At 50.4% G+C, this 25,832-nt stretch carries 24 protein-coding genes; 5 read left to right on the top strand and 19 right to left on the bottom strand.

The window, feature by feature from the left end; all coding sequences use genetic code 11:
* Nucleotides 1–65: 65 nt before the first annotated feature.
* The 13 genes from WDY75_RS10670 to WDY75_RS10610 form a co-directional block, all read right to left on the bottom strand.
* Nucleotides 66–926: a Cof-type HAD-IIB family hydrolase gene (locus WDY75_RS10670; protein ID WP_006211533.1), complete on the bottom strand. Its 861-nt coding sequence runs from the start codon at nt 924–926 to the stop codon at nt 66–68.
* A gap of 63 nt (nt 927–989) precedes the next feature.
* Nucleotides 990–1,271 (bottom strand): hypothetical protein, encoded by a 282-nt coding sequence (locus WDY75_RS10665; protein WP_036641799.1) that lies wholly within the window; start codon nt 1,269–1,271, stop codon nt 990–992.
* A 51-nt stretch (nt 1,272–1,322) separates the two neighbouring features.
* Complete coding sequence (locus WDY75_RS10660) at nt 1,323–1,982, bottom strand: HAD family hydrolase (protein WP_231888208.1); 660 nt, start codon at nt 1,980–1,982, stop codon at nt 1,323–1,325.
* A gap of 8 nt (nt 1,983–1,990) precedes the next feature.
* A complete protein-coding gene (locus tag WDY75_RS10655; protein ID WP_063480115.1) occupies nt 1,991–2,548 on the bottom strand; it encodes a hypothetical protein in 558 nt (185 codons plus the stop codon).
* A 22-nt stretch (nt 2,549–2,570) separates the two neighbouring features.
* Nucleotides 2,571–2,975, bottom strand: a complete 405-nt coding sequence (locus WDY75_RS10650; protein ID WP_006211537.1) for an RDD family protein — start codon at nt 2,973–2,975, stop codon at nt 2,571–2,573.
* A 37-nt stretch (nt 2,976–3,012) separates the two neighbouring features.
* Nucleotides 3,013–3,324: a hypothetical protein gene (locus WDY75_RS10645; RefSeq protein WP_063480116.1), complete on the bottom strand. Its 312-nt coding sequence runs from the start codon at nt 3,322–3,324 to the stop codon at nt 3,013–3,015.
* A 267-nt stretch (nt 3,325–3,591) separates the two neighbouring features.
* The gene (locus tag WDY75_RS10640) at nt 3,592–4,005 is read right to left on the bottom strand and encodes a VanZ family protein (protein WP_036641793.1); all 414 of its coding nucleotides are present in this window, start codon (nt 4,003–4,005) and stop codon (nt 3,592–3,594) included.
* Between the two features lie 24 nt (nt 4,006–4,029).
* Nucleotides 4,030–4,506, bottom strand: coding sequence for an NUDIX domain-containing protein (locus WDY75_RS10635; protein WP_006211541.1), 477 nt, complete (start codon nt 4,504–4,506; stop codon nt 4,030–4,032).
* A gap of 132 nt (nt 4,507–4,638) precedes the next feature.
* Nucleotides 4,639–5,553, bottom strand: coding sequence for a Gfo/Idh/MocA family protein (locus WDY75_RS10630; protein ID WP_063480117.1), 915 nt, complete (start codon nt 5,551–5,553; stop codon nt 4,639–4,641).
* Between the two features lie 384 nt (nt 5,554–5,937).
* A complete protein-coding gene (locus tag WDY75_RS10625; protein ID WP_006211544.1) occupies nt 5,938–6,381 on the bottom strand; it encodes a DinB family protein in 444 nt (147 codons plus the stop codon).
* A gap of 40 nt (nt 6,382–6,421) precedes the next feature.
* Nucleotides 6,422–7,513, bottom strand: a complete 1,092-nt coding sequence (locus WDY75_RS10620) for a winged helix DNA-binding domain-containing protein (RefSeq protein WP_063480119.1) — start codon at nt 7,511–7,513, stop codon at nt 6,422–6,424.
* 49 nt (nt 7,514–7,562) lie between these two features.
* On the bottom strand, nt 7,563–8,351 hold the full coding sequence (locus tag WDY75_RS10615; RefSeq protein ID WP_006211546.1) for an ABC transporter ATP-binding protein: 789 nt from the start codon (nt 8,349–8,351) through the stop codon (nt 7,563–7,565).
* Between the two features lie 147 nt (nt 8,352–8,498).
* Nucleotides 8,499–8,966 carry a hypothetical protein gene (locus tag WDY75_RS10610; protein ID WP_036641781.1) on the bottom strand — a complete coding sequence of 156 codons (468 nt, stop codon included), beginning with the start codon at nt 8,964–8,966 and terminating at the stop codon, nt 8,499–8,501.
* Nucleotides 8,967–9,150: 184 nt separating this feature from the next.
* On the opposite strand from WDY75_RS10610, the gene WDY75_RS10605 reads away from it, so the two are divergent.
* Nucleotides 9,151–9,900, top strand: coding sequence for an MBL fold metallo-hydrolase (locus tag WDY75_RS10605; protein ID WP_063480120.1), 750 nt, complete (start codon nt 9,151–9,153; stop codon nt 9,898–9,900).
* Nucleotides 9,901–9,951: 51 nt separating this feature from the next.
* On the opposite strand, the gene WDY75_RS10600 is transcribed toward WDY75_RS10605, so the two are convergent.
* Both WDY75_RS10600 and WDY75_RS10595 read right to left on the bottom strand, forming a co-directional pair.
* Nucleotides 9,952–10,890: a hypothetical protein gene (locus WDY75_RS10600; protein ID WP_063480121.1), complete on the bottom strand. Its 939-nt coding sequence runs from the start codon at nt 10,888–10,890 to the stop codon at nt 9,952–9,954.
* Nucleotides 10,891–11,051: 161 nt separating this feature from the next.
* Nucleotides 11,052–14,390, bottom strand: coding sequence for a DUF5107 domain-containing protein (locus WDY75_RS10595; RefSeq protein WP_063480122.1), 3,339 nt, complete (start codon nt 14,388–14,390; stop codon nt 11,052–11,054).
* A gap of 165 nt (nt 14,391–14,555) precedes the next feature.
* On the opposite strand from WDY75_RS10595, the gene WDY75_RS10590 reads away from it, so the two are divergent.
* Both WDY75_RS10590 and WDY75_RS10585 read left to right on the top strand, forming a co-directional pair.
* Nucleotides 14,556–15,449, top strand: coding sequence for an AraC family transcriptional regulator (locus WDY75_RS10590; RefSeq protein ID WP_006211551.1), 894 nt, complete (start codon nt 14,556–14,558; stop codon nt 15,447–15,449).
* A gap of 68 nt (nt 15,450–15,517) precedes the next feature.
* Nucleotides 15,518–16,003 carry a DUF3221 domain-containing protein gene (locus WDY75_RS10585; RefSeq protein WP_063480123.1) on the top strand — a complete coding sequence of 162 codons (486 nt, stop codon included), beginning with the start codon at nt 15,518–15,520 and terminating at the stop codon, nt 16,001–16,003.
* 96 nt (nt 16,004–16,099) lie between these two features.
* On the opposite strand, the gene WDY75_RS10580 is transcribed toward WDY75_RS10585, so the two are convergent.
* The 4 genes from WDY75_RS10580 to WDY75_RS10565 all read right to left on the bottom strand — a co-directional run bounded on the left by WDY75_RS10580 (nt 16,100) and on the right by WDY75_RS10565 (nt 23,392).
* Nucleotides 16,100–18,211: an alpha-galactosidase gene (locus tag WDY75_RS10580; protein ID WP_063480124.1), complete on the bottom strand. Its 2,112-nt coding sequence runs from the start codon at nt 18,209–18,211 to the stop codon at nt 16,100–16,102.
* A 91-nt stretch (nt 18,212–18,302) separates the two neighbouring features.
* Nucleotides 18,303–19,916, bottom strand: coding sequence for an ABC transporter substrate-binding protein (locus WDY75_RS10575; RefSeq protein WP_063480125.1), 1,614 nt, complete (start codon nt 19,914–19,916; stop codon nt 18,303–18,305).
* A gap of 118 nt (nt 19,917–20,034) precedes the next feature.
* The gene (locus WDY75_RS10570; RefSeq protein ID WP_063480126.1) at nt 20,035–21,873 is read right to left on the bottom strand and encodes a sensor histidine kinase; all 1,839 of its coding nucleotides are present in this window, start codon (nt 21,871–21,873) and stop codon (nt 20,035–20,037) included.
* Nucleotides 21,851–23,392 (bottom strand): response regulator, encoded by a 1,542-nt coding sequence (locus WDY75_RS10565; RefSeq protein ID WP_063480127.1) that lies wholly within the window; start codon nt 23,390–23,392, stop codon nt 21,851–21,853. Before WDY75_RS10565 ends, WDY75_RS10570 begins: the two co-directional genes overlap by 23 nt.
* Before the next feature lie 173 nt (nt 23,393–23,565).
* On the opposite strand from WDY75_RS10565, the gene WDY75_RS10560 reads away from it, so the two are divergent.
* The gene (locus tag WDY75_RS10560) at nt 23,566–24,543 is read left to right on the top strand and encodes an ABC transporter permease (protein WP_063480128.1); all 978 of its coding nucleotides are present in this window, start codon (nt 23,566–23,568) and stop codon (nt 24,541–24,543) included.
* Between the two features lie 18 nt (nt 24,544–24,561).
* The gene (locus WDY75_RS10555) at nt 24,562–25,455 is read left to right on the top strand and encodes a carbohydrate ABC transporter permease (RefSeq protein ID WP_063480129.1); all 894 of its coding nucleotides are present in this window, start codon (nt 24,562–24,564) and stop codon (nt 25,453–25,455) included.
* Nucleotides 25,456–25,832: the final 377 nt, after the last annotated feature.

Below are 25,832 nucleotides of genomic sequence, written 5' to 3'. Positions count from 1 at the left end.
TAACCCTGTTCTGAATACTTCGGCCATCTGTATCTGACCCATTATCCGATGGTTGCATGTGTTCTTTAGAGAATGGTCTCTGTAATCGACATCTCCATCTGCTGCTGGATATAACGCGCCACGCCATCAAGCTCATTCGAGTCGATGATATGGTCGGCCAGCCGCTGAATGCTCTCATGCGCATTCCGCACCGCAATCCGGGTGCCTCCGGCTTCGAACAGCCCTACATCATTGATGTGGTCGCCGAACACCACCGTGTTCTCCAGATCGATGCCCATATGGGAGGACCATAACTGAAGCCCGTCTCTTTTGTTCGCTTTGGCATGGCTGAATTCCAGAAAATAATGGTTCGGGATATAGTAATCGGGCATCATATGCGCGTGAATCACATCCCCGAATAATTCCGTGACCTCGTGCCTGATCGGCTCCAATTCCTCATGTAATCCGATGTATGTAAGAGCTAATGTGCGGTAATCCGAGGGGCAAATCAAGAACTTCACTTCCATGAACCTCGGATCATGGGGACGACTATGGAAAAAGGCCTTCTCTCCCTCTCTTTGCAGCGACTCATGCAGAACACGCTCCTGATGGTCCACATCCAATGAAAAATAGTAAGGAGTAATGCCATACTTCCTCCCAACGTCGATAATCTCATTCGAGATATCCCGCTCCAGCCAGTATCCATCTATAACGGAACGGGTCAAGCCGTCGTATATCAATGCACCGTTATACAGAATCGAGGGGTATCTCCAAGTGATGTCCGAGACAACGCTTAAAGCGCTAATATATCCGCGAGCTGTCGCAAACGTAACGACCATATCCTGCTCCAGCGCACTGGAGATAACCTCCGTTGTGTAGGACGAGAGTCTCTGATCCGATCGCAGCAGCGTTCCGTCCAGATCGGTAATATAAACTTTGTTCTTCATGTAGAAGCCCTGCCTCCTTCCCGTACTGTTGGGTACAGATAAATTGCTTCATATTAATATGATTTAGACCCCAAGAATCAGATAACCCAGTGTCATATAAAGAACCAGAAATAACAATAACATCGAATGTCCAGCAATGGCTGTGATACCGATTCGCGAGAGACTGCCGCGATATTTGCTTACAAGCGCCAGCAGGATACCTACGGGCGACAACAGAAGAATCGCAGCGAACCATAGTCCCTGAAACGGACTGCCCGCCACAAACGGAAACAGGAAGCTGTACAACGTGAACAGCGTAATGCAGACAAATAAAACAAGAGACAAGTGGGATACATATCTTCTCATCACGTAACCTCGGTCAACATACCTGACAGAATGCCTGCCCTGCGAATGACCTCAATCCTTTCCTAGCGGCTGAAGAAAACCGAGAACTTCCCGTATATCCTGAATTTGCGCAAACGGAGCAACATCCATGCTGTTCATTTTCGCTCCGTCTCCACGATAAGCAATGAACGGCATTCCAGCACTCTCGGAGGCCTTGCCGTCAACCCATGCATCTCCCACAGACAGCCATTCCTTAGGCGACGTATGCGAAAAATGCTTTAGTACCTGCAGATAACCGTCCGGTGCAGGCTTCAATGAGCCCATGGCTTCTCTGCCGATAATAAGATCGAAATAATGAGCGATCCCGTTCTCGTTCAGTGCCGCCATCGCCGCTTCTAAAGCGTTATTGGTCACAATGGCCAGATGCAGCTGCCCGTGCAGATGCTGGATGAGTTCCATGGACCCTTCCTCAAGATGGGCTCCGATCATCCCTTGGATTTCATGTTTTTTCGCAATATCCCACATCTCGCTACTCAGCTCTTCCGACAGCAAACCCGTGTTCATGGCTTCTGCAATGACGGTAGAGGTTGTGTGGAGGTCCAAGCTAAGACCTGCGGGCAACAATCGGTGGTCGCATAAAAATGTATAGATCTCACGTTTCATGGCTCCAAAATCAATGTTTGAATGCAGCAGCGTATTATCCATATCAAACACAATGCCTTTGATCATCATTTCGATATCTACTCAACCCCATTCATGGAAACTCCATCAATCGCAGCCCCTGCGGGCAGTCCTGATTTGGGGATGCTGATCAGAGACGTAATGCTGGCTTCGCCGGGGTAATCCTTCGTGCCATCGCCCTGATGAGGTTCCAAAGTGATATAAAGGTGATTCTTATCGTTCCCTTTCTGTTCGCCAGCCATCTGAATCGACGTAATCCGAAACCCTTTGGACGTCGGAAGGAATCCCCCGCTAATCAACATATAGAATTCCTCATCCGTTTCCTTGAGTACCCATCCTCCGGGAGCCAGATGAATTCCATCCTCGTAAAGCTTCTCAATTTCCGGATCAAGGTGCTCTTCTGTGCGATACTCCCACGTAAAGTCTGGGGCGGTTTTGGAGTATAAGAGCTGAGAGTACGGAACTTCCCGATAATCTGCTTCTTGTCCCGGACGTTCTTCTTCGCTCACGCTTTCTGTATAAAATGACTCGCCCGACCTCTGATCATAACATCCCGAAGACAACGTCATGGCTACAAGCAGCGCAAACATCAACCTGCTGTTAATCCCTACTCGCATGGTTCATAATCTCCCTGTTTCCCTAGTCGTGTACAACTTCCGTACCCGCAATAAAATCATGAAGGGAACGCTTATCCTCACGCAATGCCACCATGAAAATGCTCACAATGATTCCGATGCCAAGCGTTAACGCATACACGATTCCTGCTACGAGGTTTCGGAGCAGCATCGTTCCAATGCCCGGCGGCTCAAGAAAATCGAACTTTCGAATGCGAATGCGGCATATGCGCTTCCCAATGGTATAACCATTCCAATACACCGGCACTAGAAGGCCGTATAGAGCATAAATCAAATTACTGATCGGCTCATTCTCATAATCCCCTGTGATTATGCCTGCAATGATGGATAAAGGAAGTCCAATAATCAATCCATCCAGAATATTTGCGCCAAGTCGGATCCAAAAGCCAGCCACTTGGTTGTCGTTCATCCCATTCCCCCCTCAACGTTGAAGAACCTCAAACAACTCAACGCTTTATTTTTTGCACCCTTCGTTTATCATTAGGCTGATCAAATTCTCTCCAGTTGCTCTTGATTTTTCTGAGATCCTGCTCGTGCCATCGACGAATCATAGGCCCCATGAAACACAAAATACCGATGGTCAGGCTAATTATACTCAATATCAACGGTCCTCTTCCTACATAACTTAACATCGCCTCATACACCTCTTTGTTCCATGACGAGACATTCGATCCGAATATGGCAGCTGCGATATACCGGGTTCCATACAGAAAGGCCGATATGCAGATAAATATCATGCCCATCGTTTTATGATTCATAGGTGTTCAGTCCTTCCTTATGATCACTGGCCTGCTCTCCATGCTTAATAAAAAAGCTCTCTACACCATCCTTTAAGTCCTATGTACACTTTATGCCTCAGTCAGCTTGCTGAACACAGAATCTCTCACGGATGCCTTACCTTCCCGCACATATTTTCCCAATCCCTGATATCATTGTAAACTCCAGCTTCTCATCGAACAATCACCGTAGTGAAGCCGTTCTGCTCCTTATCATAAACGATCGGGTTTTCTATCTAAAATATGCCACTACCTGGCTCTCCATTTCATACTGATACGCAGCAGCCCGTAACCAATCGTAGCCCCTAGCGAATTCAAGATAAAATCATCGACATCGAAGCTCCCTCTCCGTGTGATCAGCTGTGCCATTTCGAGCAGGAACAACCCGATTACAAAGACACCCAGCATCTTCAGATAACGAAGCCGAAACAGGAGCGGGAGCAGCACGCCAAAAGGCACAAACACAGCGATATTCCCCATAATATTAATGATCGAGCTCGTCGAGCGAACAGGAAAATAGGTGACCATCGTCGAGAACGGAACCAGATTATAGCTGTATTCATGACGTACGGTCCGGCCGAAGCCCCAGAGCATCCAATAACCCAGCAAAATGGTGTATCCGATTAGAAGGATCAAGGCGATCATTTTATAAGGTGATTTCATTTACGTTCTCCCGGTTCGTCTGGCTCATACATATTTATCCAACATATAATCCTCAATGATCTCGATATTTCTACGCTCCTGAGCGTACTGCTTGATGTGATTCCTGATATTAGGATATAAAATAATGCCGTCAAGCTGGCTAAGCGGTATCCATTTCACATCGGATTGATTCGGATCCGGCGTAGGTGGAAGTTTAGGGAACGCCCCCTCTAGCGGATAACATTCAAAAACGATATACAACGTATGAATATCCGATATGTTATGGCGTACTTGCTTATGCGGGGCATTTTCATACACAAACGCGACAGGTCCTGCCTCAGCTTCCAACATGGTTTCCTCGTACAATTCTCTCAAGGCGCCTTCCACAATCGACTCTCCCGGCTCAGCTCCTCCCCCGGGCAAATTATAATGGACTCCGTTCTCGTCATCATATTCAACCAATAGAATCTGCTCGTCCTGAAAGACCAGGGCCGTCGGTCTCACCCGGATATGATATGTCACGTATCCACCTCTCTCTGCTAAAAACTTGGGGCAAACGCCCTTGGTCTGTCCATCATACATTTAGCGGTACCGAATAGGAATAGGTTCTACTGGAAAGTACACGAACGGACATCGACATATGTCATGCCTATGTTACGCCATGTTATAACCATCCAGCCTCACCGTTTCTCCGGTTTCGCGGGAGACATTCGCCGCCTCCAGAAAACGAATGATCTCCAGAGTTTCAGATAAGGGAACGTCCGATACACCTGTCGTGAACATCTGCATGATCTGGTCCAACAGACTCGCGTAATACGGTTTGGGATGCTCCATGATGTCCACAAAACTGCTGCCCTCTGTACGATGAATGGTGATCCCGAAGCGATCATTGCCTGCACGATTGCCACGAATCGTCCCGATTCTCCCATCTTTCCAAACTGCTGTTAATACGTCATGGAACTCCGTTGCAGCAGTATGTACACTTTCACACCCTGTACCGAGAACTCTGTACAGCATCTCAGCCGCGTGAATGCCATACCAGAACAATCCCGGCTGTGTGGGCTGAAGGGGAAGCGGTCCCGCGCAATCTACCCCGATGATATCCCCTTCCCCGCAACGGGCCAGTTCATCCTGAAGCCCTTGGGCATACCGAAGGGACGAGCTGCTCATCACCGTCACCTGAAACCGCTCGGCCAGTTCGATCATTTCCTTGGCATCCTTACTTGTCACCGCAAACGGTTTGTCAATAAACACCCGTCGGCAATACGGAGCAATCGCACGAAACAAGGATAAATGCGTCCTTCCGTCAACCGCTACCAGCATCACGGCGTCGACTTGTTTTGCCACGTCTTCCGGACGATCCAATATCTCGGTTCCCCATGCAGCGAGTTCCTTCGTATATCCCTCCACCCGGCTCATGCTAAGCTCAAAGTCCGGCGACCCACCGGGAAAAGCTGCCGTTATCCGTGCGCCGGGAACGTAATATGGATGGTCTGTGTCAAACAGCATTTTCGAGAAAATGGAGACATGCGATGTGTCCAAACCAATCATACCGATCTTTACTGTCATGAGTTTATCTCCCTCACCTTCAGGTTGAATATGATGCGCAAGCCTTGCCATTGCCCGTGTTACGGGACGAGATCCAGCAGCGCTGGAGCATATGCCTAGGCATTCACTCCATCATATCACCCCTGTTGTCTAACGGACGCAACTTTAATTCGTCTTTTAATCCAGGCTTGCATCCAATAGAAACAGACTGCCCTCGTCCGATTACAGACGTTGACAGCCTTCTTAGGTCGAGCTATAAATGCTTTGTGCAATTGAACAACGGGCAATCGCTCCATGCCTAAATCCAAAACCTTAACAACAACAGATCCTAAGGCTGCAAATTCAGCGCCTGAACTTACAAGATACCTTCCATTTATCATGTGCACGTTAACCCCGCGGCTGCGGTTATGCCTCGATTTGTTCCAGATGATGAATCAGATGATCCACATAATCGTTAAACAACCACTCCAGCGTAACCTCCGTTTTGTCCGGGAGCACGCACTTTTTTTGAAAATCGGAGGTCTCGGCTGCTCGCATCACTCGCAGAATCATCCGGTTAAGGTGCTGCCACAGCGACAAAACTTCCGATGGATCATACTGATTCTGGTAATCGTGCACCTGAACCCAGTCGTTCTGCGCGTACCCCTGAATGGCAATGGGATACTCGGACAGCAAAATTTTCACGAACCGAACATGGTTATGAACTGCCGAGTCGCATAAATGGCCCAGGATCTCCTTTTTGGACCATTTATCAGGCGAGAGTTTCAAATTAAATTCCATCTCGCTCGTGGCCGTTACAATCTCCGTCATGTCAGCAATTAATTCGTCCAGCTTCAATATCGATTCCATGTTTCTCTTCCTCCTTAAAAACTCCTCTCAGCCAACAAGCTTAGAGAGATTGATTCAGTTCTGTTCTTGTAAGCGGCAGTCCCATAAAATCGCTATAATCCTTGGCGGCTTCCATGAACTTCCCTTCCAGATCGCCTATTGATGCGAACGGGTTTAATGTGATTTCGATGCCGCTGCGTTTGATCTCCCGCTTCCACACGCCGACGATTTCCCCGCCTATGACCATCAACGGTTGAAAAACCCCGTTGCGATGGGGGGCGATCTTGGGATCGTGCTCGGTCTCTATGATTGCGCTGCGGTCTTTGTAACCCAAGTAATATTCATCGAATCCCGGAAGCAGAACAACCGAATGGGTATCCCCAGACACCGGCGGACCAGAGGCTGAAACCCAGTATTCCGTACCATACACATGGACAGATCGAAGCTCGGGTTTAATCATATCCAGGCCCCGTCTAGCTTCTGTCAGCGTCAGACCGCTCCACCATGCAAAATCCTGAATCGTTGCAGGCCCATGACCAGTAAAATATCGAAGCGCAAGCTCCGTCAATGCTTCTTCGTATGTAAGCTCTCTGGAATTGCGTACCCATTCGTCCAGCAGCACGAAGGTTTGCTGTTTGCCTTCAAGCGGGCCGAAGCAGATCATGCCACTCCGACCCAAATACCCAAGAATATAATAGCCGCGACCATTCTTTGTGCTGATTCCCGCTTCCTCCAGCAGCTCCATCAATCTGGGACGGGAGACGGGCGTGCAGTCCTTCATGGCTTCATACAGGACATTTTTACATTGATTCATGGTGGCTGCATCCAGATCAAGCTCCGTTTGTTTTTTCTGGTCGTTGGAATACAGGCGCGATTCTGTCAGCTTCACCATCCATTTAGCATCCTCAGCCGGTACGAAGAATATCGTCCCGCGCATCGGCCAGGTCAGCACAATCTTGCGATCCAGCACCGCCTGCTCCACATCATACAGCCTCGTAGATTGCGTACGCAGCCCGATCCCCCACACTGCCTGATGATAATCCTGTGCCTGCACAGCCCCGAGTCCTCTGACTGCTGCCTCCGGACTCTCATACTTCGTGCCTGTTATCCGATGATTGAACAGCCTTGGATCCGATATGATTTGACTTGGCACCCCATCCACTCCCCCTGGTCATGAATATCGCAGCGTGCTCAACACCTCTTTATTTTAAATCCGGAATGGACATCCAGGCACGATCATTCTGCCAGCTCACCTCTACCGGTGTCTCGAAGAACGAAGTCAGATTGTCGCTTGTCAGCATATCCTTGGAAGGCCCCTTGCCAAATACACTGCCCCGGCGAATGAGCAAGGAGTGCGAGAAAATCGGCAGAATCTCTTCAATATGATGCGTAACGAACAGCAAAGTCGGTGCATCGGGTTTTGATGCCAGTGCAGTGATGCTCGACAGCAGCGCTTCCCTCGACAGAAAATCAAGTCCGTTGCAGGCCTCGTCCAGAATCAGCAGTCTTGGGGATGCCATAAGCGCACGGGCGATCAGCAGCTTCTGCTTCTCCCCTTGCGAACAGGTTTCATAGGTACGGCCCAGCAAATGGATGCAATTAAAATCCTTCATCAGCTGCTCCGCTTGTTCCCGGTCCGCTTCATCAACCTTCTGGTATAAACCGATCGATGCATGTTTACCGCTAATCACGACATCGAGCGTAGACTCGCTGGGCCGGATTCTTTCTTGCAGAGAGGAGCTAACCCAGCCTATCGATTTACGCAATTCTCTTAAATCCACTCTGCCAAAAAGATTCCCGAGCACCGAAACAGTCCCGCTAGTCGGCCAGATGTACCCGTTAATCATATTCAAAATCGTTGTCTTGCCGGAGCCATTCAGCCCAAGAACCGCCCAATGCTCTCCTTGCTGTACCGTCCAATCCACGCCTGTAAGAACGGTCTTCTGTTCCCGTCTCCAGGTTACATTATTCAGTTCAATCGTCGTGTTCATTGCTGTTCCTCCCCCTTTTTATTCGCTTGGTCGCCGCGTTTCTCTTTTCAAGGATTATACCAGCAATTACATATTCCTCAATAGTTAAATGATGTTAGGTTAAGTGACGCAATGGGGGTGATAAATGACTGATACAGCCTTATTGCGCTACCCAGCATGGTTACGATCCTTTAGCATTTGTTGGATTTCCTCTAGAAGCTCCGTATTTCGAAGCATCAAGTCTTCATTTTGTTTCTTCGTTTCCTTATTTCGTTTAGCGCTATCCAAAACGAGCATAAAGCTGATCGCGGCCGAACAAATCGTCAGACCTTCAGCTAATATGGTAAGGTCAATTCCTGAGTTTAACCCCTCTACAACTCTGAACACGCCGATAAAGAATAAGATTGCAAGCACAACAAGAGAAAAACGGATCATTTCCTTCCGATTGAGCAGCAGTTCTGTTTTTTGTAAAACGTACACTAGCGGTTTACCAAGTATTTTCAAGCCATCCACGTACGCCTTTATGATAAAACTTAACATTCGTTTCTCACTTTCTTTGGACATCGCGTATTCTATTATCCCCGATATTAAAATAGGCGAAGTTATTACTAGTAATTTAAATATGGAAACAAGCATCCAACAAACTCCCCATTCTGAAAGCAATCACGAAATAAATATTGACAAATTAATTTATATATGTTATGATAAAATATTTACTATTTACACAATTATATTGATTTGATATTCTACTTCTGCTTAAACTTCTCTGGAAGATGAAATAGGGATAGGTGATATCCCTTAATAGTGGAGGTATGTAGATATGCTAATCAATCAAGGCATCAAAATGCTGGAAATTTCCGCCGCGATGATGGGAAGAATCGAAACGATCCATCCGACATTGATATGGGATCATCAGAATCTGGTTCTCATCGATACCGGCTATCCCGGACAGTTCGCGCTTATTCAGGAGCAGCTATCGAGCTGCGGAGTATCCGTTCAGGATATAACCAAAATCATTATATCACACCAGGATCTGGATCATATCGGCAGTTTGCCGGATGTAATCCGTAACAGCAATCGCACACCTGAAGTGTTCGCCAGCGAAATAGAGAAGCCTTACATCGAAGGGGACAAGAGACTTGTCAAATTATCTCCTGAGTCCATAACACAAGCGCTAGCTTCGCTTCCTGCCGCCGTTCCGCCGGAGTGGAAGAACGCTTTTAGGCATACTCTTGAGAACCCTCCCAAAGCGGAAGTGAACAGTATCCTGCGCGATGGCGAGGAACTTCCGCTAGGTGGCGGCATCATAGTTATTCACACTCCGGGTCACACCCCAGGTCATACCAGCTTGTATCACCGACCGAGCAAAACCTTGATTGCCGCAGACGCAATGAACGTTAGAGACGGTCAGCTGCTGGGACCGGACCCGGCAGCCAGTTCTGACTTGGCGTTAGCCAAGCTTTCCTTACAGAAGCTCACTCACTATGATATTCATAACGTGATCTGTTATCATGGCGGCTTATATACCGATAACCCCAATCAACGAATCCGTGAATTAGCTTACGAATGAAATCGTGAAAGCATCCTCACCCAAGAGCAAGATATCCTATTTCTTCAGCCATCATATCCAGCAAATCTCAAGATACCACGTATACGTGCCGCCCGCCGGTACCTCCGCTGCCGCCTGATGACCCATCGCATACGAAAGGTCGTCAAGCAGCCCCGTAGCAGGCTCAATCGCCAGATGATACTGCCCTTGGTAACCGCCATAGTTCGCCCACACCGATAAGTACGGCACCTTCTCTGGAGGGAACATCAAGCGGATGCCTTCTTCAGTCCGGGGATCATAGAGTGAAACCTTGCCCTCGGGCAGCTCTCCCGCAAAATAATATTTCTCTGCTGATTGCTCATGCCGGCTGCAGGTTCGATCCAAGCGGATATCCACTCTCTCCTCCAGTGGCTGCGGCCATTTCAGGACATCGCCGGTTATGCCCAATCGGCCTTGGGCGGAATACGATACAATCATCTCGGTCAGCTCTTCGGGAACCATCATCTCCATCCCCTCTTCAATCTGAAATAGCGGATGGGCCGCCCATAAGAAAGAGAACGGAAATTGGCTCGGATTGCAGACTTCATAATCGATCCGCAGGCAGTCCTCGCGGGCGAAGGAATATCTTTTGCGCAGTTGGTAAGGCATTCGGATCCCCTGTACGCTGCAATGAAGCTGCTCTTGCTCGCAGTGAACCGCCCACGGGATGGACCAGACCTCGCCGTGATCCGGGAGCTCAGTTCCCTTCCATGGGAATGCAGGGTACCGGCATGTATTGATCGTCGGAAACATCTCATCCCAGCCGCTGCCGTCCCGATCTCCGAAGGAGCTTGCATATTCGTTCGCTTCCAGCTTTCCGGCTGGCTGCGTCAACCACTCCCGTCCGGTTCTGCAATTGCGGAGCGAGATTACCCTGCTTCCCAGTTCAGGCACCATAACCAGTTCCATAACCCCAGTGCTTCCCGTCCATACCTCATATCCATCCAGCTTCCCTTGGCTCCAGATCAACATGGTCATCCTCCTTCGTTCCTTCCATATAACCTTTGAAAAACACAACACAAATGCTCAAGGACCGTATACCATACGGTCCTTGATTTTGTACATCTTTGCGTATTGTCCCTTCGCACACATGGCGAGTAGCACGGGCACACCTGGAGGGCGTCCGAACACAATTAGATGGAAGCCGAGCACAGCGCCAAGTGTTGCGCCGCTCCTTGATGATGAGGCTCCAGCTTGAGCGCCTGCCCCAAGTGCTTCTCAGCATCCTGCCGTTTATTTAGGCCGAGATAGCCAAGGCCCATCATATAATGGCAGTGAATCTCGTTTCTTCTGTTCAGATCCTCGTCAAACACGAGGAAATCCGGCAGCGATACCGCAAAATAATCGATGCTCTGCGGCTCGAATATATGCTTCTCCCCGTAATCAATCAGCTTGTTGAAGCGACTCCGCGCCTCAAGCTCTCTGCCCAGCTGTCTTAGCGCAGCCCCTTGATAAAAAATCATGTGCGGCGGCTGATCGTTATAATACATCGCACTTGTCGGTTCATCCAGCCCTTCGGATGCTCGCTGGAAGTATATCTTCGCCTCTTCCGGTCGGCCAATACCTTCGTACGCACAGCCTAAATAATAGTCGATGTTATTCTCTTGCGCGCCCGTGAGTTTGCCTTCATTGATGTTGAGCGGATACTGCTTGGCTGCAAGCAAATGCGTCACGGCTTCCTCATATCGATGCTCCATCAACAGACCCTTCGCGAGCTCTACCCGAGCCAGTACGTACTGCGTCGGCACCTTACCCTCACCGCCCTCCCATGGATGGAAGTGACGTTTCAGAATCAATGCCAATGCCTCCTCGTAACGATTCAACGTGTTGTGCAGCGTAATGTACTCCAGATATAAATCGTCGCGCAGCTCTACCAGCTCCATGTGCTCCTCCATCGCCTTCAAGCGATCAGCCGGGGCATGCCCTAACTTCTTATACAGCTGGTCCAGCTCGTAGAAGACTCTGGCATCCGCCGGGTTCAGCGAGAACGCGGTTTGCAAGGATGCCAGCGCCTGGGCGTGGTCCTGCCTTTTGTTATAGTAAGCCAGCGACAGATTCCGCTGCGGTGTTGGGAAGCTGTCATCCAGATCGACTGACGCTTCCCAACTGCTTACGGCTTCCTCGTAGCGCTTCTTGTCATACAGCAGATTCCCTAGGTAATACAACGCCTTGGCATCATGGGGATGAACCTTGAGCGCTTGCTTCAATGTTACATAGTCATATAGGGAATTCGGGAAGCAGTAGGACGGATCGGCCTTCGAGGCCATTCGATAAGAGGCGGATGCCTCTTCCTCTTGGTTCATTTTCATGTGGTAGCTGCCCTGATAATAATGAACCATCGGATATACCGCAGGATTAGTACGACGTTCGATAAACTGCAGGATGTCCAAGGCATCGCCGTACTGCCCCGCATCCGCATAATCCTGGGCAAGGGCGATATAGTGGTGCGGATCGTCACGCATAAGCTGGAAGAGCGACTCCAAAGTACGCTGACTGGTATCCTCTTGCTTCTGTTCTCGATATACATTCACCAGCTCATTTCTCGCACCCGCATCCATCGGATCCAGCTTGATGGTTTCCTGAAGCCACAATTCCGCTTCGCTCAAGCGTCCCAGCCTTCTTAGGATGATGCTCTTGAGATGGCGCGCCGTGTAATTCCGGTACTGGGCAGCCAGGGATCGTTCGATCAGCTCGAACGCCTCCTCATACTCCTGCTTCTCGCAGGCAATCTGCGCCAATGCCAGATAACCCGCACCCTGCCAGGCTCCCGACCAGACAGACTTGTAGAAATAAGCGTATGCTTCATCAAGACGCCCCTGCCATTTCAGGGCTTTACCCAAATGGTAGAACGGCTCGCTGTCATACGGACGTGCGTTATGGCGAGTCAGGGTCTCGATGGCTTTTTTGAAATAGGCTTCACCCTGCTCCAGGCAGCCCCTGCGCAGCAGCAGCAATCCGTAGGCGTTGTTCAGCCTCACATCCCCCGCATCGCGCCGAAGTCCTTCTGTATAGTAGGCTTCCGGTTCATAAGTGGCGTGCCGGTACTGTTCCAGATGCTGCCCTGCCAAGTAAAGGGCCTCGGTATTCTTCAATTCCTCCGGCGCACTAATCGCTTGGGCCGGGTCCGGAGTTCGCTCCAATCCGCGCGGCTTCGGTCGGTAGGACACCAATTCGCTGCCGTCCGCAGCAATAACCGCAAGCCTCAAATTCTCTTCATTCACATCGTGATCCAGCTCGATCACGCTCTTGAAGGTATCGGCAGGGGACAGCTTGACCTTACGGTCCAAATACGTCTGTCCCCCTCCCGTCAATAGAATGCGAGCCTCTTCCCTGACCGAGGTGGCATAAGCATGTACAACCGCCTGCTTGCCCTGGACTTCCAGGTTAACAGCCGCATCGATAGAAGCATTCTTCACCATGCCGATGTTTTTATACGACATGAAGTACTGCTTGAAGCTCTTCTCCTCGTAAGGCGCGAGCCAGGTGAAATCCGGCTGGTTGTCGGTGTACACGCCGGTCATAAGCTCGATGTACGGACCGTCTTCGTCGGTCAGATTGCGGTCCCAGGCTTGGCCGAACTCGCCGTGACCCCACGTCCACTGTTTTTTGCCGGGGGAGATATGTTTATTGGCGACATGCAGAATTCCCGCATCCAAGCTATGATCATACCCGCCCACGAAATTGTAATCCGAATGATAGGCCATATAGGAAGTAGGTACCGGGATGTTGCGGTACTTGGAAATGTCCACGCCTGCGGAATAGTCCTGCTTATAGTAGGTGCCCGTCGCAATCGGGAACTTCGACACATCCCGTTTCCCATGGTCGAACACCGCATGAACATCCGGCGGGAATACGGACTGGGTGTGATCGTTGACGGCCACGGCCGGATTCGCCCACCAGAGAAAGGTCTGCGGCTCCGAGGTGCGATTATACATCTGCGCATGAATTTCCAGATAAGCCTTCCCCGGATAGAGCGTGAACCCGGTGGACACCTTCGTTCCGTACATTCGATCGATCTCGCCGACCCATACCGTTTGGCTGCCGTCTGGATTCCCTTCCAGCCTCCAATTCACTTCCCCATAGGTGTTCGGACGGTGATGCTGAGGCCAGTTGAATTCGATCCCCCCGGAAATCCAGGGGCCGGCAAGTCCAACTAAAGCCGGTTTGATCACTTGATTGTAGTACACAAAATCATAGTTGTTGGTTTTGTCGATAGCCCGGTAAATCCGCCCGCCAATCTCGGGCATGATTTGAATCTGGACATAATCATTTTCCAGGAAAATAATTCGGTAAGGCTTGGACACCTTCTCATTGTGAATTTTATCAATGACAGGTAGCGGATATACTCTCCCCGAGCTCCCCTGATATACCCGTTTCTCCAGAAACATGGGGTTGCGGTCCGGCTTGCCCACCTCATACGTGGGGATTTCCACCGTCTGCTCCCATACCCTTACTTGCGATGGCTGTGTCATGATCATCATCCCTTTCGATTTCGTAAACTCGGCTGCTTCTGTTTCTATCTTAGTAGTCCGAGTTCACAAGAGCCATTGACGATCTCATGTTCATGATGGATTATATTCTGATTTTTCATATTCCACACGGTTGACAAACACCAGCCCCCGAATCATAGTATAACTATGGATAATTTACGAAAATCAGACGGATTTCAATCCCAGAAAATTATCGTCCTGCCGGATCATATTATGCAAGAAGCTGCCCGGCATCCGCTTGTTCAGCCTCTGCATGTGACGGACATTGGATATTTCCCGCGTGCGCTTCATCACTATCGGGAGCGTCCGGAAGGCAGCGCGGCTTACATCGTTATGTATTGCGTGGATGGAGAAGGCTGGTGCCGGATGAACGGCCATAAAGCGTTCCGGCTTCTCAAGGGCCAGGTGGTTGTCATTCCGCCGGGTACTCCGCATGCGTATGCTTCGTCGGAGCAGCAGCCCTGGAGTATTTACTGGTGGCATATGAAAGGGCAATCTGCGGGCGATTATTACGAAGGCTTCAGCGACGCCGCGGAACCGGCGGTCATTCCGGTCGATCAATCGCGGCGAATGGTGGAGCTGTTCCAGGAGAGTTATGATCTGCTGCAAAAGGGATATACGCTGAACCATATTATCCATGTCTCGCAATTGGCGGGCCACCTGGCGGCTATCATCCGGCTTGCCCGGCTTCAGCCCCAGCATGGCCTTCAACCGCCGCACAAGCACGATCTGGACGAGACGCTGCGCTTCATGACAGAGCATCTGGAGCGCAATGTGAGCCTGAAGGAGCTTGCGGCTTATGCCAATCTGTCCGTCCCTCACTTCACCTTCCGATTCAAGGAAGCGACGGGTTATTCCCCGATCGATTACTACCTGCGCCTCAAGATCCAGCTCGCTTGCCAGCATCTGGACCTGACCGGCCAGAGCATCAAGGAGATCAGCCACCGGCTCGGGTTCCAGGACCCGTACTACTTCTCGCGGCTGTTCAAAAAAATCATGGGAAAGTCCCCTTCCGATTATCGGGATACCCGGAAGGGGTAGTCTCGTCGCCGCCCGATTCGATCTTTACCACGTCTACTAGCCCTTACTATTTTCAGGAGGAAAAAGCGATGAACAAATCTCTGCTTGTCTTCATGATATTGGCTATCCTTATCTGTGGTTGCAGTAATAACAGTGATAGCGCGGATCAACCTGAGCCTGAGTATATCGGGTATGTCGTTCAACAAGAAGAGAACAGGATCTTGGTAACCCATTACGATGAACAATCCGAATTTATTGACGCGATTTGGATAAGAACCAAGAAAAATATAGCGTTAGGTCAAAAAGTTTCCATTGAACTCGATGGCGGCATCGAAACCTCCTATCCTGCCCAAGCTTCAGCTAAGAACATAGATATCATCAAAACCGAACAGCCTGAAACATCCCGACTCACTCAGCAAGAAGTCATTATCAGGACATTGGACCACTTTAACACGATCGGATTGCCGTTTGTTAAATCGATACATTATTCCGAGGCGAAGAATGTTTGGACCGTTGTCATGCTTGACGGCCAATCCGATGTAGTGGAGGATATGGAATTTACAATAGAGGGCTAGCAACGATAATATTGACGTAAGCGTAGAAGTCAACGGCAAAAAAAACGCCGTATCGTCTATAAGACAACACGACGTTTCCGTTCCGGTAGACAGCATCTATTCTTGAATCTGTATCCGATAAACCAAGCTGTCAAAATCCCCGCGCAAGGGCAGCTCAATTCCGATGTTCATCAGAGCCCTGCCGCTCCACTCGCCCTCCACTCCCTCAATAGCATACGGCTGATCGGCTTGCAGCCCTGTAAGCCGCAATCTTGGCAGCGGTTCGCCCAGCTTCTGGCTGTGCAGGAACGCAAACAGCACATTGTCGCTTCCGTCTTCGCTGCCATATTGTACGGCCGTTACGCCTTTATGCTGTAGCGAGGACAACCGATACTGGCTGCCGAATTGGACCAAATGACGAATCGATTTATACTGCGAGACATACGCGGCCGACTGCTCCATCAGCTCATCGCTCCATTCATTGAGGTTTGCGCCGATACCGAGTGTCCCCATCATGGCGCTGTGAAAGCGGTACTTAAGAGATACTTCTCTCTTGTTCATGCCGGTCGGCGACTCGGTTACCCAGCAGGTCATCATCCGCGGCGCATACGAATACGAGAAGCCTTCTTGAATGCTGAGACGGTCAAAAGCATCGGTGTTATCGCTCGGCCAAGCCTGGTCCGCATAACGGAAGATGCCAAGATCAATGCGCGCTCCGCCTCCGGCACAGGTCTCAAACGCCACATGCGGGAATTTGCGCCGCAGCTCCGCCCAGATCTCGTACAGACTCTGTACGTGGCGAATCCAAATCTCCTTCTGGCGGTGCAGCGGATGATCCTTCATTCCGGGCTCCGTCACCGTCCGGTTCATATCCCATTTAATGAACTTGATGTCATGCTTCTCCAGCAGGTCGGTCATAAACTGCAGAATGTACGCCTTAACCTCCGGCTTGGACATGTTCAGCAGCAGCTGATTGCGAAGCTCGGACCGCTCCCGTGTTGCGAAATGGTACACCCAATCCGGGTGCTCACGGTACAGATCGCTGTCCGGATTGACGGCCTCGGGCTCCACCCAGATCCCGAATTCCATTCCGAGCTCATGTACCTTGTCGATCAGCTCGCTCAGGCCGTTCGGGAATTTCTCCCGGTTCACGTACCAATCGCCCAGCCCCGCTCGGTCGTGATTCCTCTGCCCGAACCAGCCGTCATCCACAACAAACAGCTCAACGCCCATGTGTGCCGCTCGCTCGGCGAGGGCCATCTGATCGGTGGCGTTCACATCGAAATACGTCGCTTCCCAGGAGTTATACAGCACAGGCCTGGTTTCACCACTCGGCAGCACGTCCGAATACTGGTACCGGTGCAGCTGTCGGCTCATCCCGCCGAAGCCACCGCTGCTGTACCCCCCAACGAAGCAAGGGGTATCAAAGGTTTCACCTGCTCCGAGTACCCACTCGCTGTCAAAATCATGAATGCCTCCGGTCACACGAACATGATCGAACACCGTCCGCTCCGCCGTGATTCTCCAGTTCCCGCTCCAGGCCAGCGCGCCGAACCAGACCTGCCCCTCCGATTCCGTCGCCTGTCCGTTATCCATCGCAAACCACGGGTTGGCATGGCTATCCGTAAAGCCTCTGCGAGATTCCAGCACCTTCTTCCCTTCACTGAGGAAGGTGTTCCGAAGCTGGAACTCCCCGGACCATTTTCCCGTCACATGCGTGAGTCGGTAATCCGCCAGATACGGCATAACCCAAGCGGCAGACTGCACGTTTTCCAGAACGATATCCGTCTCGCCGCGGTTCATGATCCGGGCTGTCCGCTCGATGAGGTCATGTTCAGGGATTACCCGGTATTCCAGCTGGACCTCAAACGGATACACGTCGTCCTTCGTCGTGATGACCAGGGCTTGCCTGCCATCCCGCTCCACCGTTTCATGCCCGGCATAACGAACCGACAGGTCGCGCACGCCGTCAGACATGCGGACCTTCAGGCTGGGCTCGCTGTATTTGACTCCGCCCCAGAAGCTGTATTCCTCTACCTCCGAATGCACTTCCGCGTCGAACGAGCTATGTGATCTCGGCTGAAGCAGCCGTGCCGCATCTTCCACCCCGACAGGCTGTCCCCAATACAGATGCTGCAAGCTGCCTTGGTCGTTAATCCCGAATAGATAAGTGCTGTGATGGGTCTGAATGGCAAAGACCCGATGCTGCTCTTGATATTGAATGGTCACTGAATATCATCCTTCCGCTGCGCATTGATGTTGGATCATAGAGCAAAGGGGAGCCAAAAGACGAAGCATCTTCTGACTCCCCTCAGCACGATTATTTATCCCATAATTGTTGACGTTGGTTGTAGTTGTCCGTATAGATCTTTTCCAGCTTGGCAAGTCCAGCTGCCTCAACCTCTGCCATCATCTGGTTATAAGACTCCACCACTTGATCCTCGGAAGGCGACAGGGCCATCTTCAGAAAATATTTATTGATCGTATCATTCACCTTCGTCTCCATGATGGCCTCCGGCGTTCCGCCTGCAGGTCCCAAATTGTCATAAGGTGCCGTATCAAAGGACGTGTCCGCCAGATTCTTAATCGCCAGATCCGTGACCGGATCGGTTTGGTAACGGCCCATCAGGTCATACGGGGTACCGTCCTCGCCGGGACCGTTCTTGATCATCCAGGTCCACTTGCGGATGCCTGTTGTACGAGAGGCCTCGTCCCAGTTCTTCTTGAAAGCATCCAGCACTTCCTGTCTTGGCACATGCTTGCCGTCCTTCATATCCCAATGCTCGCCCTCAACCCCCCACATCAGCAGGTACTGGCCTTCCTCGCTGGCGAGGAAATCCAGCAGCTTCATCGTTCTGACCGGATCCTTGTTGGAGCGGCTGATCGTGACCCCGTCCCAGCCCAGAGAGCTCTTCGGTCCGTAGGTTGTCTCTTCGGGCTTCACGCCCGGGGCCAGCACTTTATATTGATAGAATTGGCGCTCGTCCTCGGTGGCCTTATCGGCGGCTTCGGTTTTGAGCAGCGCATTCGCATTGCCCACATTCCACAGCGCTTCCGCCGTGGCAAATACGTTGCCGTTGCCCAGCTTCTGCTCGTACTGCTTGGTCTTCATCGTGGCCCATTCCTTATCGAGCAGCCCCTTGTGATACAGGGAATTCAGGAATTTAACCATTTCAAGGTAGCGGGGATCGCGAATGTCCTTCTTCAGCTCACCGTTCGTTTCGTAATACGGCATGATGCCGTACATCCCTTTGAAGCTGCCGCTGACGCTCCCGATATTCTCGCCATTAAGTGACATCGGAATGCTCTCTTTGCCGTCGATGGTCGGATATTTCTCTTTGAATTTTACCAGCAATGCCTCGAATTCTTCCGCCGTGAACGGCTCCCCATTGTCCATCTTATCGCCGACGCCGAGCTCCTTCATGATGTCCTTGCGCATCATGAATCCGAACACCGGGTACTGCTCCAGGCCGTACCAATTGGAGAAATAATAATTGTTGCCGTCCTCGCTTCTCGTTTTGGTCAGCGTATCGCCGTACATTTTCTGAATATTAGGTCCATGTTCTTCGATCAGATCATTCAGCGGAATGACCGCACCGGAGGTAATATATTTGTTCATGATATCGCTTCCACGACTCATCAAAATAACATCGGGAAGATCGCCGCTGGCCAGCATCAGGTTCAGCTTCTCTACCGGATTGCCCGTAGGCTGCTGGATTTCAACCGTGACCCCCGTCTTTTCCGTAATCACTTGCGCAACCGGATTGGTGAAGGCATCCCCCGTGTTTTGGTCAAACCAGGTTAACGTAATGGGTGCGCTGCTGTCCCCTTCCGTACCGCTGTCTCCGCCCGATGCCGCCTTCTGGTTGCCGCCGCATGCCGAAAGCGTTGTCATAACAAGGGCTGCTGCCAGAATCAATTTTAGTTTCTTCATACCCTGAACCCCTTTCTAAGGTCGTCATATTCATGTGATCGAATATATCTATCATTGTAAAAACAGGGAGTTCATTGTTCTATAACGCAATCTTACAATTCATAATGCAAAACGTCTGTCATTCCAACAAGGCCTGCTGCCTGTCCAGTTGATATTCGGGATGCCTATCGGAGATTACAGGTATCCGAATGGTGACCGCCGTTCCGATGCCGAGTCGGCTGAAGATGCTGACGCCATATTCCTCCCCATAGGTGAGCTTGATCCGGTCATCCACATTTTTCACGCCATACCCGGACAGATTGCCGGATTTATTCAGGGCTTGATCCAGCTGCTCCGGCGTCATCCCGATGCCATCATCAATAACCTGAAGTACAATGCCGTCACCCTCACGCCTCACCTTCACAATGATGTTGATCCCCGACTCATCCCATATGGCATGATTGATGCAGTTCTCAATGAACGGCTGCAGAATGAGCTTGATGGTCGTGGTCCCGAACAGCTGCTTATCCAGGTCATAATGCATATGCAGCTTGTCCCGAAACCGTATTTTCTGAATCGCCACATAGTTCTTCACCAGATTGATTTCCTGTTCCAGCAGAATGATGCGCTTCCCCTTATTCAGCGATACCCTGTAATACTTGGCCAAGTAATTAACCATCTGATACACCTGCATCGCCCCTTCCTTCAACGCCAGGGAAGATATCGAGGACAGGGTGTTGTACAGAAAATGGGGATTGATCTGCGCCTGCAGGGTGTTCAGTTCCGACTCTTTCCTTGCTATCTCCTTCACGTACCCGTCATGGATCAAGGTCTGAATGGTAGAGGCCATCTTATTGAATGCAAAGGACACCTGGCCGATCTCGTCATGCCCCATTGGTTTGATCGACAGCCGGAAATCCCCGCGCTCCACCTTCCGAATCTGCTGCAGCAGCACCTCGATGCGCTTGGTCATGAACTTGGTCGTAAAATAGAGCAGCAGGACCGCGATGCCAATCGCTACGGCAGAATACCAGATGATATTCCTGGTCGCCTTGTTTGTATTGGCGAGCAGCTCGTCATATGGCACGGTAATGACCGTGGCCCAGCCGTTACTCAGCTTTTTATATGTAAAAAAGCGTTCCTGCCCGTGTATTCGAATATCGAAATAACCGTCGTCCTCCGTCAGTTTCTCCTGAATGGGAAATACGTCAAACAACTGGTTCGACTTCAGCTCCTGATCTCCCGTGCTGATCACGCTGCCATTTTGGTCAATGATATAGACGCTCTTGTTATAGTTCTCCATCTTGATCAGGGAGTAAAATTCATTATCGTTAATGTCGATGGTCAGAATGCCGTACGGATGCTGCAGGCTGAAATAACTCAATGAACGCGCAATGGTGATTGACGCCTCTTCGGCCCGGAAGTCCTCGGAATGGAAATACACCGTGTTTCCCGCGGCCTCCAGCACCTGTTCTTCTAACGATGGGGCTAGCTCCTCCGTATATTTGACATATTGACCGTCGGAATAGAGGGTATGGTTGCCCGTATAAATCGTAATGCCCAGAATGTTGGCATTCAGCGTCATCAGGGACGGCAGCGTGCGGTTGATATATTGGAATGCATCCAGATAATAATAAGCCTGCTCATAATCGGTAGACAGGTAATTACGGAGCTGGGCATCCATGTAGAGAATGTTCGACAGTTGATTGTAATACTCCAGCCGCTTCTCCACATTCGTGTTTATCTGTGCCAGCGATCCGTTCAGCGCGGTATAGGTATGCTCCGTAATGGTGCTGCGGGTCGAGGAATACGAGTAATAGATCAATAGCGAGAACGGCAGGATGATCACGATCAGGAAGATAAAAAAGAACTTGTGCCGAAGCCGCCAATTGGAATACGCGCGCTTCTGGCCGAGTGGGAAGGACCTCGCGATACGGCCCAGCCTTCCGAGTGGGCTATATGCTTTTTCGGTATTCATTAGGCGTGACTCCTTGGCTCTTGAGGAATAAGGAAATGAAGTAGGACGTGCTCTCGTAACCGACCCTTTGAGCGACATCCTGGACTTTCAGGGAATCGTCAGCCAGCAGCTCCTTGGCTTTGCTCAAGCGAATTCTCGTTAAATAATCATGGATCGTCATCCCGGTTTTCTCTTTGAAGATGGAACGCAAGTAGTTGGGAGACAGATATACCTGATCGGACAAACTGTTGATGGTAATGGCCTGATGAAAGGTCTGATCGATGGTCGTTCTCACCTGATGCACCAGTCTCGCATTTTTGTCCATGAACCGGTGTTCCAGCGTATCGATTGCATGCCTGGCAAACTCCAAGACAATCGCTTCGATTTCCATAATCGTCCGACATTGATAGATGGATTGGTAGAGCTCTGCCCGCCTGTGGCTCTCTGTCATCGGTTCATGGATCTGCTCCAGCAGGCGCTCCACCACGCCAATCGCAAAGTCGCACACCTCCGATTTCGTAATCCGAAGTTTAACCAGCCGACTGAAGAACTCCCGCAGCTTCTGCGCGGCCTCTTCCAATGCCAGCTGATGAATATCCTCGAAATAAGCGGCCTCTTGAAAAGGAGGAATTTGGCGGCTCCCCAGCTGCCGCTGCACATCCTTGGCATAGATGACTCTCCCGTTCCCGACGTAGAACATCTCCTCCAGCATGAAACGCGTCTCCCGGTATAAATCCTGGACGCGGGACAGCTCCTCGGGTTCTTCATTTACAGCCGCCGTCATCGTAAAGCCGAGCGTACCCTGCATCTCCTTCAGCACATCTTCCCAAGTAAACCAGCTCAAATGGTAAGCAGCATCCATCAGGATGCCAAGCTCCCCTTCCCGGCAGACAACAAAGTCAGCCTGCAGCTTTTTGTCCGCGAGCCATTCCTCCATATAAGTCTGAAGTCGTGCCAGGCCATCCTCCATAGACAGTCCCGATGGTGTGACGCTTTGACTATCGATACTCAGCAGAGCAAGGGTATGCGTCTTCGGCTCCGAATCACGGGACAGCTTATGGTAGCTGCCAGCCAGGTTCAATAAGCGTTCCTCGTTCTTCTCAAAAATCATTTCTCTAACAATATTGGATTTGGTCACGCGAATCGAACGGTTCTTCATCCGTACTTCCTCGCAGCGCTGTTTCACTTTATCGATAACGCTTACAATTTCACTTAAGTCCAGCGGCTTCAATAAATAGCCGACCGCTCCCACATTCAAAGCTGACTTCACATAATTGAATTCATCATGTCCGGTCAGGAATACGAACTGAATCCAGTCAAACTGCTCATTCACCTGCTTAGCCAAATCAAGTCCGTTCATCACAGGCATCTGGACGTCCGTCAGCACGATATCAGGCTGGATCACTTCAATCTTCTCAGCAGCATCCCTGCCATTCAGGGCTGTTCCGGCTACATATATCCCCATCTCTTCCCAACGAATATAATCTCGGATCATCTCTAGCTCCAGCTCTTCGTCATCTACGAGAAAAATGCTATACATGTTCATACCCCCTGTGTCAGCTTATCCCTTAATATTATAGCGATTTCGCCATTTTAACTATGGGAACAAACAATGTAAGTTATTTTCAAGCATCATTCGTTACATTGTCATATCGACACTCTTTTTTTGGGAGTCTTATAATTTTAGATAACTTGAGATGCGAGGTGCCCCATATGAAACCTGCTACAACACTACAGACGCGGAGTGACATCAACATAAATCCTCCCGGAAAAAGACGATGGGCCATTCTGAAGCAGCAGAAATATTTATTCCTGATGATGCTGCCAGGTCTGATCTGGGCCATTGTATTTGCCTACACGCCCATGGTTGGTTTATACATGTCGTTTGTCAATTACCAGCCTACCCTGGGCGGCTTCTGGTCGACCCTGTTCACAAGCGAGTTCGTCGGCTTCGAATGGTTCCGCTACTTCTTCAACAACGGCGACTTCTGGATCGTTATGCGCAATACGCTGGCTTCCACGCTGATCACGCTTCTGTTCTCCTTCCCGATGCCGATTCTGATCGCCATCGCGATTAACGAAATCAAGAACGTGAAATTCAAAAAGACGGTGCAAACCGCCTCTTATCTTCCGTATTTCATTTCCTGGGTAATTGCGGCAAATATCATCGTCACCCTGCTGTCTTCAGATGGTGCAATAAACGGCATATTGAAGTTCTTCCATATCACCAATGAAAGCGTTTTATTCCTGCAGAACGGAAAATACTTCTGGTGGATCGTCGCGCTCGGCAATACGTGGAAGGATATGGGCTACAGCTCGATTATGTATCTGGCAGCGATATCGTCCATCAACCCGGAGCTGTACGAGGCTGCCAAGGTGGATGGCGCCAACCGATTCAAGCAGATCCGGTTCATTACCCTGCCTCACTTGAAACCAACAATAGTCATTCTGCTAATCCTGGCACTCGGCGGCATTCTGAATGCGGGCTTCGACCAGCATTTCCTGCTGGGCAACGACTTGACGCGGGATTACTCCGACGTGCTGTCCACCTATTCGTTCCGTTACGGTATCCAGAACGGTATGTTCTCCTATGCAGCAGCCGTCGGCATGTTCAGCTCTGTTGTGGCCTTCATCATTGTGGTCATCGTCAACTATACGGCGAAGAAGCTTAACGGCCAGTCCCTATTCTAAACATAAGGAGGTTCACCCATGATCAGCAAAAAAACCATGCCCGAACGCATCTTTGATGCCTCTTTATATGTATTCCTGGCCGGCATCTTTCTCGTGACCTTCTATCCCTTCTGGAACATCCTGGTCATCTCCCTGAACGATGCCACCGATACGATGCGGGGCAATCTGTACTTCTGGCCAAGAGTGCCTACCATCGAGAGTTACGTGACCATCTTCCGGAATCCGGAGATATGGAACGCCATTCAGGTGACCGTACTCCGGACCGTTGTCGGAACGGCGGCCTCCATCTTCTTCATCACGCTGCTCGCCTATCCGCTCAGCAAGCGCAGCCTGCTCGGCTGGAAATACTTCTCCTTCTTCTTTGTGTTCACGATGTATTTTGGCGGCGGCCTCATTCCAACCTATATGATTATCAAATCCCTGGGACTGATCGACTCCTTCTGGGTCTACATCTTCCCCGGCCTGATCGGCGTCTTCCTGATGATTCTCGTGCGTACCTTCATGGAGCAGATCCCCGGCGAGATCGAGGAATCCTCCAAAATCGACGGTGCCAACGACCTGCAGACGTTCTTCCGCATCATCCTACCGCTGTGCGTGCCGGTGCTCGCCACAATCGGCCTGTTCCTGGCCATCGGCCACTGGAACTCCTGGTATGACTCCTATGTCTATACCTACAAGCCGGAGCTCAAGACCCTGCAAGCTGTGCTGGTCAAAATCCTCAACCAGTTCCAAACCGCCGGCATGATATCCGACGCCCAGCAGTTGGCCCAGGGCTCCAAGCGGATCCCGGTGTCCAGCGAAAGCATCCGCATGGCGGTGACCATGGTCGCCACGCTGCCGATCATTATGGTGTATCCTTTTGTGCAAAGGTATTTTGTGAAGGGGATTATGATGGGGGCTATCAAGAGTTAAATTGAGGGGAAGTGAAGAGAGCCCTTACCCGAGAGGGGTAAGGGCTTTCTTCTTCTCATCGTTGGACTAAGAAATGTCTATCCATAACATCAAAGTATGCGATAATGATGACTGCTAATCTAATCTTGAAATGTTCAAGAGGTCCGCCAGATACCGTGCCCACCCATGAGATGTAGACCAAAAGTTCTCATTGTCTTCGTTAATCGAAAAGATCCTGTCTACTACCTCTTCAATCGTCCAGTCTTTTTGTTTTCTCGCCAGCATAAACCCTTAGTAAATAAGGAATATCTGTTTTTCCGCTTCATGTATGTTCCCCACATTCTTGGTATCAACATTCATGGGAACATATGGACACTCAATAATCATCTTTACTGCCT

Source organism: Paenibacillus glucanolyticus, from assembly GCF_037333485.1.
Classification (GTDB): Bacteria; Bacillota; Bacilli; order Paenibacillales; family Paenibacillaceae; genus Paenibacillus_AQ; species Paenibacillus_AQ glucanolyticus.
This window is presented reverse-complemented; position numbering and strand designations above follow the sequence as displayed.

Bases quoted from the DNA above. Each gene is read 5' to 3' on its own strand.
- WDY75_RS10670 (WP_006211533.1), bottom strand. From the start codon at position 926: ATGAAGAACAAAGTTTATATTACCGATCTGGACGGAACGCTGCTGCGA.
- WDY75_RS10665 (WP_036641799.1), bottom strand. From the start codon at position 1,271: ATGAGAAGATATGTATCCCACTTGTCTCTTGTTTTATTTGTCTGCATT.
- WDY75_RS10660 (WP_231888208.1), bottom strand. From the start codon at position 1,982: ATGATGATCAAAGGCATTGTGTTTGATATGGATAATACGCTGCTGCAT.
- WDY75_RS10655 (WP_063480115.1), bottom strand. From the start codon at position 2,548: ATGCGAGTAGGGATTAACAGCAGGTTGATGTTTGCGCTGCTTGTAGCC.
- WDY75_RS10650 (WP_006211537.1), bottom strand. From the start codon at position 2,975: ATGAACGACAACCAAGTGGCTGGCTTTTGGATCCGACTTGGCGCAAAT.
- WDY75_RS10645 (WP_063480116.1), bottom strand. From the start codon at position 3,324: ATGAATCATAAAACGATGGGCATGATATTTATCTGCATATCGGCCTTT.
- WDY75_RS10640 (WP_036641793.1), bottom strand. From the start codon at position 4,005: ATGAAATCACCTTATAAAATGATCGCCTTGATCCTTCTAATCGGATAC.
- WDY75_RS10630 (WP_063480117.1), bottom strand. From the start codon at position 5,553: ATGACAGTAAAGATCGGTATGATTGGTTTGGACACATCGCATGTCTCC.
- WDY75_RS10625 (WP_006211544.1), bottom strand. From the start codon at position 6,381: ATGGAATCGATATTGAAGCTGGACGAATTAATTGCTGACATGACGGAG.
- WDY75_RS10615 (WP_006211546.1), bottom strand. From the start codon at position 8,351: ATGAACACGACGATTGAACTGAATAATGTAACCTGGAGACGGGAACAG.
- WDY75_RS10610 (WP_036641781.1), bottom strand. From the start codon at position 8,966: ATGCTTGTTTCCATATTTAAATTACTAGTAATAACTTCGCCTATTTTA.
- WDY75_RS10605 (WP_063480120.1), top strand. From the start codon at position 9,151: ATGCTAATCAATCAAGGCATCAAAATGCTGGAAATTTCCGCCGCGATG.
- WDY75_RS10600 (WP_063480121.1), bottom strand. From the start codon at position 10,890: ATGTTGATCTGGAGCCAAGGGAAGCTGGATGGATATGAGGTATGGACG.
- WDY75_RS10595 (WP_063480122.1), bottom strand. From the start codon at position 14,390: ATGACACAGCCATCGCAAGTAAGGGTATGGGAGCAGACGGTGGAAATC.
- WDY75_RS10590 (WP_006211551.1), top strand. From the start codon at position 14,556: ATGGATAATTTACGAAAATCAGACGGATTTCAATCCCAGAAAATTATC.
- WDY75_RS10585 (WP_063480123.1), top strand. From the start codon at position 15,518: ATGAACAAATCTCTGCTTGTCTTCATGATATTGGCTATCCTTATCTGT.
- WDY75_RS10575 (WP_063480125.1), bottom strand. From the start codon at position 19,916: ATGAAGAAACTAAAATTGATTCTGGCAGCAGCCCTTGTTATGACAACG.
- WDY75_RS10570 (WP_063480126.1), bottom strand. From the start codon at position 21,873: ATGAATACCGAAAAAGCATATAGCCCACTCGGAAGGCTGGGCCGTATC.
- WDY75_RS10565 (WP_063480127.1), bottom strand. From the start codon at position 23,392: ATGTATAGCATTTTTCTCGTAGATGACGAAGAGCTGGAGCTAGAGATG.
- WDY75_RS10560 (WP_063480128.1), top strand. From the start codon at position 23,566: ATGAAACCTGCTACAACACTACAGACGCGGAGTGACATCAACATAAAT.
- WDY75_RS10555 (WP_063480129.1), top strand. From the start codon at position 24,562: ATGATCAGCAAAAAAACCATGCCCGAACGCATCTTTGATGCCTCTTTA.